The organism is Actinoplanes sp. NPDC048791 (assembly GCF_040650095.1).
Classification (GTDB): Bacteria; Actinomycetota; Actinomycetes; order Mycobacteriales; family Micromonosporaceae; genus Actinoplanes.
Window position 1 is genome coordinate 1 of the sequence record NZ_JBEZGQ010000423.1, and the last position, 6,878, is coordinate 6,878.

Consider the following 6,878-nt stretch of genomic DNA (forward strand, 5'->3'; position numbering starts at 1 on the left):
CTTGGCCCAGTGCTGCCCGGCCAGCTCGGACGGCGGGACCTCCATCCTGGCCATGCGTTGCCGGGTCACCGCGGTGACCGCCACCGTGCACAAGACGAGGCCGGCAAGCCCGAGGGCCCCGGCCGTCGCCTCCAGCACCGCGGCCGAGACGAGCAACCGGCGCACTGATCGTCCGGTTTCTGCCTGTGCTTCATTCATCGTCGAGCCTCCGCTCTGGACAGGTGCGTTTACGCACCGCTCACGGTTGCAGGCGCCGCACCGCCGGGCGTCACCCCGCCGGAGCGATTCGGGCCCGCCGGCACGACCGCCGGCGGGGCAGGCGGGTCGTCCCCCCGGGATGAGGCGCGGGGTGATGCCGGCCGGGAGGCTGGTCGTGGCGGTGAGATCCGCCGACGGGGAGGGGATCCGGTGCCGACCGACATGAACCTGGACGAGTTGCTGCGCGACCTCGAAGAAGGGAGTGGTCCCGTGATGGAGGCCCTCACCCGGATGAACGCGGGCGCGCTGCGGCAGGAGGCGATCGGTCCGCGTACCGCGCTGCTGGCCCGGTTCGCGGCGCTCATCGCGCTGGACGCGTCGGCACCGTCGTACCTGGTGCACCTGAGCCTGGCCGAGGAGGCCGGGCTGCGCCCGGAGACCGTCCGGGCACTGCTGATCGAGCTCGCACCGGTGGTCGGCAGCGCCCGGATCGTCTCCGCCGCGGGCAAGATGCAGCAGGCGATCCGGCTGGCCGGCGCCTGACTGCCGAAGGCATCACTGAGGGGGTGCTGCCGGGGGCGGAGACCGATGAGCGCGGCCCCCGTCCCCGGCAGCCTGGCGTCAGAGCGGGCCTGCGCCGCAGCGGTGCGGCGGCGCAGGTCCCTTTGCCCGCCGACCCAGAGGTGGAATCATGGCCCGGCCGGAAGCCCCGAACGCGGACACCGCAACATCCGAACCGGGGCCCGTACCCCCGGTGCCGCCGCCGGACGACCGGCCCGGCGGCCCGCCCGACGCCGGGGAGCTGACGCGCCTGCGCGAGGAAGTGTCGGCGCTGCACGCCAAGCTCGACACCCGGCAGCGTCGTTCCTCAGCCGTCGGCACCCTGCGCCGCGTCGTCGCCGCAGTTCTCATCGCCGTGACCGCCTTCGCGCTGGCCGGCAGTGTGGTCGGGGTGTGGGCCGCGCGTACCGCGATGAACACCGACCGGTGGGTGGCGACGGTGGCGCCGCTGCCGCAGAACCCGCAGGTCTCCGCCGCGGTCGCCGACTACGCCACGATCCAGGTCTTCGAGGCCGTCGATGTGGAGCAGCGGCTGCGTACCGTCCTGCCCCCGCAGGCCGCCTTCGTCGCCGGCCCGGTGGCCGATCAGCTGGCCGGAAAGATCCGCGAGATCACCACCACGGTCCTGCGCAGCGACCGCTTCCAGAGCATCTGGGTCGAACTGAACCGGCGCGCGCACGTGCGCGCCGTCGCCATCATCAACGGTTCCAGCGACGTGGTGCTGGCCCGGGACAACCGGGTCGAGATCGACCTGCTTCCGTTGATCAACCAGGTGCTCCGGGTGCTCAGCGCCCAGCTGCCCACGCTGTTCGGCAAACAGCTCACGCTGCCGGACCTGAACAGCGGGGCGATCCCGGTCGATCTGCGGGACCGGGTGCAGGAGACGCTGGGCGTCACCCTGCCGCCGAACTTCGCCCAGTTCACCGTGTACGACTCCGGGCAGCTGCGCGCCGCCCAGCAGGCCGTGGCCGCCGCGAAGCGTGACCTGGTCCTGGTCGTGGTCGCCACGATCGTGCTGCTGCTCATCGCGCTGGCCGTGTCGCCGGTCCGCCGGCGCACGTTGCTGCAGCTGGGCCTGTGGCTGGTCGTCGCGGCTGTGGCGATCACCGCTGTCCTGCGGGCCGTCCGCACCCAGGTGCTGCAGGAGGTTCCCGCCGGCCTGTACCGCGACGGCGTCGCGGCCGCGTTCAACGTCGTCTTCGCGCAGCTGCGGACCCGGGGCACGCAGCTGATCTGGCTCGGCGTGCTGCTGGCCGTGGTGATGTACCTCATCGGCCCGGCCCGGGGCCCGAGGTGGCTGCGCCACGCGGTCGTGACCGGGGGCCGGGCCGCGGGTCGCGGCACCAGCCGGGGAGCACACGCGCTGGGCCGGTACGGTCCGGGCTGGGCGGGACGACACCTCGACGCGCTGCGGGTCGGCGGCCTCGTCGCCGGGGCACTGCTCGCGCTCCTCCTGTCCTCGTGGACCTCCCTGCTGGTCATCGCGGTGTTGCTCGCGGTTTACGAGGTTCTGGTGACATTGGTCGGTAAGTCCGCGACCACCCACCTCGGATGAACCAGGGCGACGGGGAAAGCGCAAGGGTGGTGGGCGAAGGCCCACCACCCGTTCTGCTTCCGGAGGATTGGTCCGCCATGGGAATGAGATTCGAGATCCGTGTACGGGGCTTCCTCGGTCCCCTGCTCCGTACCTCGTTCGCCGACCTGCGTTGTGAGGCCGTGACGCGGCACTCGACCATCAGCGGGCGCCTGTCCGCCGCCGAGCTGCGCGCCCTGCTGATCCGGCTGGACGGCTGCGGCGTCGAGATGGTGCGCGTGCACTGTTCGGACGCCGACGTGACGAGTGCGCCGGCCGGCCGCAGCTGGGCCTGACCGGCGCCCGCGTCACGCGGACCGGGGCGGCCGGCGCTCACACGCCGCTGTGCACCTCGATGCGGCCGGCGGCGGCAGCCTCGGTCAACCGGTGGAAGTCCTGCTCGTTGCGGTCGGCGTAGAGCTCGCCGAACTCGACCATCGCCGTGTCGAAGCCGGCGCCGTGATCGAGATACCCGGCGATGGCGATCCGGTCACCGGTACGGGCATGGGCCCGCGCCAGAGTCCATCCGCACAGCGCGCCGTAGATCGCCAGCGTCCGGACGTCCATGGTCTCCACGACCGCGGAGCCCTTCCAGTCGCGCAGCTGACGCACGTAGAAGTCACGGACCCGGCCGTCGAACCCGTCGACGGTCTGCCAGCCGAGGAAGATGTCGCTGGCGGCCTGCATCAGCCGCTGGCCGGTCACGACCCGCTCCCCCTCGCTGGCCCAGGGGGCCGCCGCGGTCTCCCCGACGTGGGCGGCCAGCACCGACGGCGGCGCCTCCTTGACCTGCAGCAGCAGCGGGTCGTCCGCGTCGCGCCCGCTGAGCAGCACCATCCAGCACCGGGTGCCGACGCTGCCCACCCCGACGACCTTGCGCGCCAGGTCCACGAACTCGAAGGAGCCGAACAGGTGCCGCCGGTCCGGGGGCAGCGTGGCCGCGTAGCCGTCCAACATCCCACGCAGCTGCGTCTCCAGCTGGGCCCGGTCGGCGTCGGGCAGCAGGTCCTCGACCGGCACCAGCAGCGGCGGGTCGGCGACGATGCGACGGTGGCCGTCCACCACCGTCGTCAGCTTGCGGAAGGCGTGCAGACTGTCGTGCGTACGGGCCTTGGCCTGCGCCTCGGCGAAGACCTTGCGCCGGGCCTTGCTCATCTGGCTCTTGACCAGCAGGCTCACCTCGTCGAGGTCGGCGCGGGCGTACCACACCTTGAGCTCGCCCTGCTGGGCGAAGGTGCTCATCGCCTGCCGGTAGCGGGCCACCGTGGACGCCACGACGTCGGCGCGGGCCTTGCGCCGCAGGCCGTTCTGCCGCGCGGCGACGACGAGACTGGCCACCAGGCGCTTGAGGTCCCACTCCCACGGCCCCGGGTGGGTCTCGTCGAAATCGTTGATGTCGAACACCAGCCGCCGTTCCGGTGAGGCGAAAACCCCGAAATTGCTCAGGTGCGCGTCCCCGCAGAGCTGGCTGAACATTCCCGAGGAGGGGGTCCGGGCCAGGTCCGCCGCCATGATCGCGGCGGCGCCCCGGAAGAACGTGAACGGGGAGACGAGCATCCGGCCGTACCGGATCGGCACCAGCTCCGGCACCCGGGTGGCCGCCTGTCCCGCCAGCAGCTCGACCGGATCGGCCCGGCCCTCCGCCGGGGCCAGGGCGGCCTGAGCCTCGAACGGCACGTGGTGCCGGGCCGACCGTCCCACGGCGTAGCGGGCGGCCGGGTCCGCCGGCCGTCCGACGGCCGGCGCCGCTTCCGTGCGATCTGCCGCGCGAATGGTCATCGGGTACCTCCGGAGCTGGGATGAGACCGTGGTGGATCTGTTGACTGCGACGACACACCCCCGGCGACCGGCCCGCACCATCCCGCCGGGACGATCCGGACCGCGGCCCGCGGAAATCGGCGGTATCTCGCGGGGGCGCCCACCGGCTGCGCCGTCACTCGCGCGGGATGACGTGCACCCGGACCGGTCACCGCACGCTGGGGCAGGTCCGTCCGAGGAGCAACACCTGACGAAGGAGGAACACATGGCCACGACCGAGAACGTCACGGGATGAGGTGCGAGGGCCATGGTCGAGCCGACATACCAGGTCAGGGTGTCCGGGGTGATTCCGGCTGAGCTGCTGGCCGAGCTGCCGGACCTCACCGTGCGCGTCGAACCGCCGGAGACCGTGCTGCACGGGTCGCTGCCGGACCAGTCCGCCGTCGTCGGACTCATCTCGCGCATGCACGGTCTGGGGCTGCGCCTGATCGAGGTGCGCCGGCTGCCCCCGGACGAGGAACCGAAGCCGCAGTCCGGCTTCGCGGACTGACCCGCTCATTCCCGGAGGATGGCGCGCCCGGTGCGGGCGGGCGCGGACCATACGACCACACCCCGAGCGAAGGAGATCACCATGGTGGAGTCACTGCTGGCCACCGGGCTCCTCGTGCTGATCCTCGCCGACATCACCGCGCACGTCAGCCGCCGGCGTTTCCAGCGGGCCGGGGCTGCCTTCCGCTGCCGCATCCGCACGAGCGGCTACACCTCGGCGAGCTGGCCCCGGCTGCGGCGGCACTGGTCACGGCGGATGTGGGCGAGGTGGGCCGGCGACGTGCTGGTCGTCCGCCGCGGACCGGTGCTCGCCCGGAGCGTGCGACTGGGTGCGCAATGGTCGCCGACCAGCGTGTACGCCGTCGCGCCGCGGGACGTACGAAGCCTGGGACCCGAACCGATCGCGATCGATCTCCGGATCGGGGACGGGTCCCGGATCGAGGTCGCCGCCGCCCAGCGCGGGCGGCTGAACCTGGTGGGGCCGTTCCTCGCCGCAGCCGTCAGCGCGCTGCCGAGAGCACCGGCGCCCCGCAGCCGTTCCTGACCGACTCCCATCGAGAAAGTGGATGCCATGTCAGACACAGTGAAACGTACCGCCTGGGTGGGCCTGGTCGTGTTCGGTGGCGTCATGCTGGCGCTCTCGGGCGGCTTCCAGATGATGCAGGGCTTCGTCGCCATCCTGCGCGACGAGTACTACTACGTCACCCGCGACGGCCTGCTCATCACCATGGACTACACCGCCTGGGGCTGGACCCATCTCGGCCTCGGGCTGATCGCGGTGGGCACCGGCATCGGGGTGCTGGCCGGGCAGATGTGGGCCCGGGTGGTCGGCATCATCATCGCCGTGCTCAGCGCCCTGGTGAACCTGGCCTTCCTGTCGGCCTACCCGGTCTGGAGCACCATGATCATCGCCATGGACGTCCTGGTCATCTACGCGCTCACCATGCACGGCAGCGAGGTCAGGGCCGACCGCTGAGGAGCCGGGGCCCGCGTGCCCGGACCGACGAAGGGATGCACCGTGGTCCGGAGATCAGTGCCGGTCCAGCGGCCGGCAATCAGGCTGCGCGGACGCCACGACGGCGCGTTGCCGACCCACCCGTCCACCGGCGCGAGCACCAGCGCCTCCCTGCTGCCCCGCGGGGTGGTGGTGCTGCTCGGGCTGGCCTGCACGGTTGTCGCCGTGGCCGGGATGCGCTCGGTGTCGGACATCCTCGGCCCGGTCCTGCTCGCCCTCATGCTGACCGTGACGGCGAGCCCGATCGGCTCCTGGCTGCGCCGGCACGGCGCGCCGGCCTGGACCGCGGGGCTGGCTCTGATCGTGACGGTCTACCTGATCCTGCTCGGTCTGGGCGGTGCCCTGGGGTTCGCCCTGGCCCGGCTGATCGACCTGATGCCGCAGAACCAGGCCCACATCGCGCAGCTGCGCGCGGACGCGACCCGGACGCTCGACGGCGTCGGCATCGGCCCGCAGCAGGTGCAGGAGCTCACCGCGCCGGTCCGGGCCGACGGCGTCGCCGACCTGGTGCACGCGGTTCTGGGCGGTGCCCTCGGCGTGCTGTCCAACGGCTTCTTCCTGCTCGCCGTCCTGCTCTTCCTGTGCCTGGACGCGGTGCACTTCCCGGCACGCCTTCGCCGAGCCGCCCGGGAGCGCCCGGAGGTCGTCGGCGCGCTGCGCGGCTTCGCCCAGGGCACCCGGCGCTACCTGCTCGTCTCGACCATCTTCGGCATCATCGTGGCGGTCATCGACACCCTGATGCTGTGGGCGCTGGGCATCCCGCTGCCGCTGCTGTGGGGGCTGCTGTCGTTCATCACCAACTACATCCCCAACATCGGCTTCGTCGTCGGCCTGGTGCCCCCGGCGCTGCTGGGTCTGCTCGAGGGCGGCCCGCGGCTGATGCTCGCCGTCATCGCCCTCTACTGCCTGGTCAACTTCGTGATCCAGTCGGTGATCCAGCCCAAGATCGTCGGTGACGCGGTCGGGCTGTCGGCGTCCGTGTCGTTCCTGTCGCTGGTGTTCTGGACCTGGGTCCTGGGCCCGCTCGGCGCCCTGCTGGCGATTCCGCTGAGCCTGCTGACCAAGGGCCTGCTCGTGGACATCGACCCGGCGACCCGCTGGATCGGCGCGCTGATCTCCAGCACCGGCGCGCAGGAGGAACCGGCCACCGGCGACCGGCCGGCCCCCGTTCCGCCGGGATGACCGTCGTGCCACCCGTTCCGGAGGGCCCGCACCGCGGAGCCG

General features: G+C 72.2%; 9 protein-coding genes. 7 read left to right on the forward strand and 2 right to left on the reverse strand.

Features of this window, described 5'->3' with window-relative positions; genetic code table 11:
* On the reverse strand, positions 1-198 hold a 198-nt coding region (locus tag AB0C29_RS26625; protein ID WP_360825350.1), incomplete at its 3' end, for a hypothetical protein.
* A 210-nt stretch (positions 199-408) separates the two neighbouring features.
* Between AB0C29_RS26625 and AB0C29_RS26630 the strand changes: the two genes are divergently transcribed.
* From AB0C29_RS26630 to AB0C29_RS26640, 3 genes are all read left to right on the forward strand, one after another.
* Positions 409-741 (forward strand): carboxymuconolactone decarboxylase family protein, encoded by a 333-nt coding sequence (locus AB0C29_RS26630; RefSeq protein ID WP_360554264.1) that lies wholly within the window; start codon positions 409-411, stop codon positions 739-741.
* A gap of 148 nt (positions 742-889) precedes the next feature.
* Positions 890-2,314, forward strand: coding sequence for a hypothetical protein (locus AB0C29_RS26635; RefSeq protein WP_360825353.1), 1,425 nt, complete (start codon positions 890-892; stop codon positions 2,312-2,314).
* A 77-nt stretch (positions 2,315-2,391) separates the two neighbouring features.
* Positions 2,392-2,628, forward strand: a complete 237-nt coding sequence (locus AB0C29_RS26640; RefSeq protein ID WP_360825356.1) for a hypothetical protein — start codon at positions 2,392-2,394, stop codon at positions 2,626-2,628.
* Between the two features lie 37 nt (positions 2,629-2,665).
* Here AB0C29_RS26640 and AB0C29_RS26645 read toward each other — a convergent pair whose 3' ends face one another.
* A complete protein-coding gene (locus tag AB0C29_RS26645; RefSeq protein WP_360825359.1) occupies positions 2,666-4,111 on the reverse strand; it encodes a DUF2252 domain-containing protein in 1,446 nt (481 codons plus the stop codon).
* Between the two features lie 286 nt (positions 4,112-4,397).
* Here AB0C29_RS26645 and AB0C29_RS26650 point away from each other — a divergent pair, with 286 nt between their 5' ends.
* The 4 genes from AB0C29_RS26650 (at position 4,398) to AB0C29_RS26665 (ending at position 6,836) form a co-directional block, all read left to right on the forward strand.
* Positions 4,398-4,640 carry a hypothetical protein gene (locus AB0C29_RS26650; RefSeq protein WP_360554259.1) on the forward strand — a complete coding sequence of 81 codons (243 nt, stop codon included), beginning with the start codon at positions 4,398-4,400 and terminating at the stop codon, positions 4,638-4,640.
* Positions 4,641-4,721: 81 nt separating this feature from the next.
* On the forward strand, positions 4,722-5,183 hold the full coding sequence (locus tag AB0C29_RS26655; RefSeq protein ID WP_360825362.1) for a hypothetical protein: 462 nt from the start codon (positions 4,722-4,724) through the stop codon (positions 5,181-5,183).
* Between the two features lie 27 nt (positions 5,184-5,210).
* Entirely contained in the window at positions 5,211-5,615 is a 405-nt protein-coding gene (locus AB0C29_RS26660) for a hypothetical protein (RefSeq protein ID WP_360825365.1), read from the forward strand.
* 42 nt (positions 5,616-5,657) lie between these two features.
* Complete coding sequence (locus AB0C29_RS26665) at positions 5,658-6,836, forward strand: AI-2E family transporter (RefSeq protein WP_360825368.1); 1,179 nt, start codon at positions 5,658-5,660, stop codon at positions 6,834-6,836.
* The last annotated feature ends 42 nt before the right edge of the window (positions 6,837-6,878 follow it).

Coding starts and splice junctions, on each gene's coding strand:
- AB0C29_RS26640 (WP_360825356.1), top strand. CDS start 2,392: ATGGGAATGAGATTCGAGATCCGTGTACGGGGCTTCCTCGGTCCCCTG.
- AB0C29_RS26650 (WP_360554259.1), top strand. CDS start 4,398: ATGGTCGAGCCGACATACCAGGTCAGGGTGTCCGGGGTGATTCCGGCT.
- AB0C29_RS26635 (WP_360825353.1), top strand. CDS start 890: ATGGCCCGGCCGGAAGCCCCGAACGCGGACACCGCAACATCCGAACCG.
- AB0C29_RS26655 (WP_360825362.1), top strand. CDS start 4,722: ATGGTGGAGTCACTGCTGGCCACCGGGCTCCTCGTGCTGATCCTCGCC.
- AB0C29_RS26645 (WP_360825359.1), bottom strand. CDS start 4,111: ATGACCATTCGCGCGGCAGATCGCACGGAAGCGGCGCCGGCCGTCGGA.
- AB0C29_RS26660 (WP_360825365.1), top strand. CDS start 5,211: ATGTCAGACACAGTGAAACGTACCGCCTGGGTGGGCCTGGTCGTGTTC.